Origin of the sequence: Streptomyces sp. SID14478 (assembly GCF_010548525.1) — a bacterium.
GTDB lineage: Bacteria > Actinomycetota > Actinomycetes > Streptomycetales > Streptomycetaceae > Streptomyces.
Genome location: NZ_JAAGMG010000687.1, coordinates 1 through 1,901, shown reverse-complemented (window position 1 = coordinate 1,901; position 1,901 = coordinate 1). Strand labels below are relative to the sequence as shown.

Sequence of the window (1,901 nt, the reverse complement as noted above, 5' to 3'; positions counted from 1 at the left end):
AGCACGGTTCGTCTGGACGGGGTTGGCATCACGCCTCCTGGCGGCTCAACGATTCATCGGAGCTATCCCGCGCTGAAAGCTAGACAGGTGACGTCAGTGCGTCAATAGAGAGGGATAGATCCGATGGATCAGCCCCAGATCACGGCTCCGGCCCACGCCCCGACGATCAGCAGGCACGCGAACAGCTCGGCCAGGACGCTGGAGCCGCCCGCCCGCATCGCCGTCCGGGTGGAGGCCCACGCGTCCCCGTGCCCGCCGAGCCGCAGCCGCTCCGAGACGTAGATGCCGCCGATGAAACCGGGGATCGCGCCGACGACGGGGAGCACGCAGAACCCGACGAGCGCGCCGGCCCCCGCCCAGACCGCGAGCTTGCGGGTCGCCCCGGCCTGCCGCAGCCTGCGCGGCGGCAACTGCCAGCGCAGCACCTGCGCGGCGAGCAGGGCGACGGTGGCGCCGACGAGGACGCCCCAGGCCAGGCCGTTCGGGTCGCGCAGCGCCCACACGGCGACCCCGGCCCACACGAGCCACGACCCGGGCACACCCGGCACCAGCACCCCGCACAGGCCGAGCGCCATCACGGCCCCGACCAGGAGGAGTTCCCACGCGCCCATTGGCCAAGGGTCTCCCAGACGGAGCGAAAGCGCAGATCAACGGCGTCCGGGCGGCACGCTCAGCGGGCGACCCAGTCCCGCTCGTAGGCGTGCCAGCCCAGCTGCAGCCGGGTCGTCACCCCGGCCAGCTCCATCAGCCGCTTCACCCGCCGCTGCACCGTCCGCAGCCCCAGGTCCAGCTGTTTCGCCACGCTCACGTCGGTCAGCCCGGCCAGCAGCAGGGACAGGATCTCCAGGTCGGTGCCGTCGGGGCCGTCCGCGCCGACCTCCGTGACCCGGCCGCCCTCACCGAGCCGCAGCGGCAGCGCCTCGCGCCACACCGCCTCGAAGAGCCCGGAGAGCGATTCGAGCAGTCCGCTGGCGTGCACGACGAGCGCCGCCGGTTCGGAGGTGCGCGAGGTCAGCGGCACCAGGGCCAGGGTCCCGTCGGCGATGACCAGTTTCGTCGGCACCCGGTCCACGACCCGGACCTGCTCGTCCCGGCCGATCGCCGCGGCCAGCTCGGTCAGGCCCGTCGGCAGCGACAGGACCTCCCGCTCGATGACGACGCGGTAGGCGACGCCCCGGCTCACGGCCTGCGGTTCCGCCTCGTTCTCCAGGGCGGTCACCGCGATCGGATTGCCGGTGACCAGCGCGCAGACGTCCGTGGACGCCCCGAGCTGGATCTGCAGGAAGCGCTGCGAGACGGCGGCGGCGCCCGTCACCACCTCGACCAGGTCGTGCACGGCGGGCTCGGCGGCCGCCGCCCGGTACTCCTCGGCGAGCAGCGCGGCGGCCAGCTCCGCCTTCTCCAGCTCATGTCGCCGCTGGGTGAGCAGGGCGCCGAGCGCGACGCCCGGCGGGGCGGCCACCCAGCGGCCGGGCCGCGCCGAGGACTGGGCGGCCAGCCCGTGCCGCTCCAGACGGCGCAGGGTGCGCTCGGCCTCGTACTCGGCGAGCGTGAGCCGCCGCGCCAGATCCGACACGTCGGCCGCGCCCACCGACACCAACGCGCGGTACGCCGACTCGTGCACCTCGTCCAGACCTATCGCACCCAGCATGCGGCGATGCCCCTCCCACCCAGTCCCACCCGGTCGTGCCGACACCCCCCGTGGCGGGAACCTGCCACGGCACCAACCCGCCGCGCCCATCTTCCCTGCACCGGCCGCCACTCTGCCAATGTGGCGCCACCGCAGCACCAACACCCGCCGGGAATACGGCATTTCACCCGTGTTCACCTGCGCTTTCACATGGGGAGAGCGATGCGACCGAGAGTGCGTACGGCAGGCGCGGCGATCGCCGCCGTCCTGG

General features: G+C 73.5%; 2 protein-coding genes. Both read right to left on the bottom strand.

Annotation, left to right across the window (positions count from 1 at the left end):
* Nucleotides 1–128: 128 nt before the first annotated feature.
* The gene (locus G3I40_RS22765; RefSeq protein WP_164303987.1) at nt 129–611 is read right to left on the bottom strand and encodes a DUF456 domain-containing protein; all 483 of its coding nucleotides are present in this window, start codon (nt 609–611) and stop codon (nt 129–131) included.
* 59 nt (nt 612–670) lie between these two features.
* Entirely contained in the window at nt 671–1,651 is a 981-nt protein-coding gene (locus tag G3I40_RS22760; RefSeq protein ID WP_164303986.1) for a helix-turn-helix domain-containing protein, read from the bottom strand.
* Nucleotides 1,652–1,901: the final 250 nt, after the last annotated feature.

Coding starts and splice junctions, on each gene's coding strand:
- G3I40_RS22760 (WP_164303986.1), bottom strand. CDS start 1,651: ATGCTGGGTGCGATAGGTCTGGACGAGGTGCACGAGTCGGCGTACCGC.
- G3I40_RS22765 (WP_164303987.1), bottom strand. CDS start 611: ATGGGCGCGTGGGAACTCCTCCTGGTCGGGGCCGTGATGGCGCTCGGC.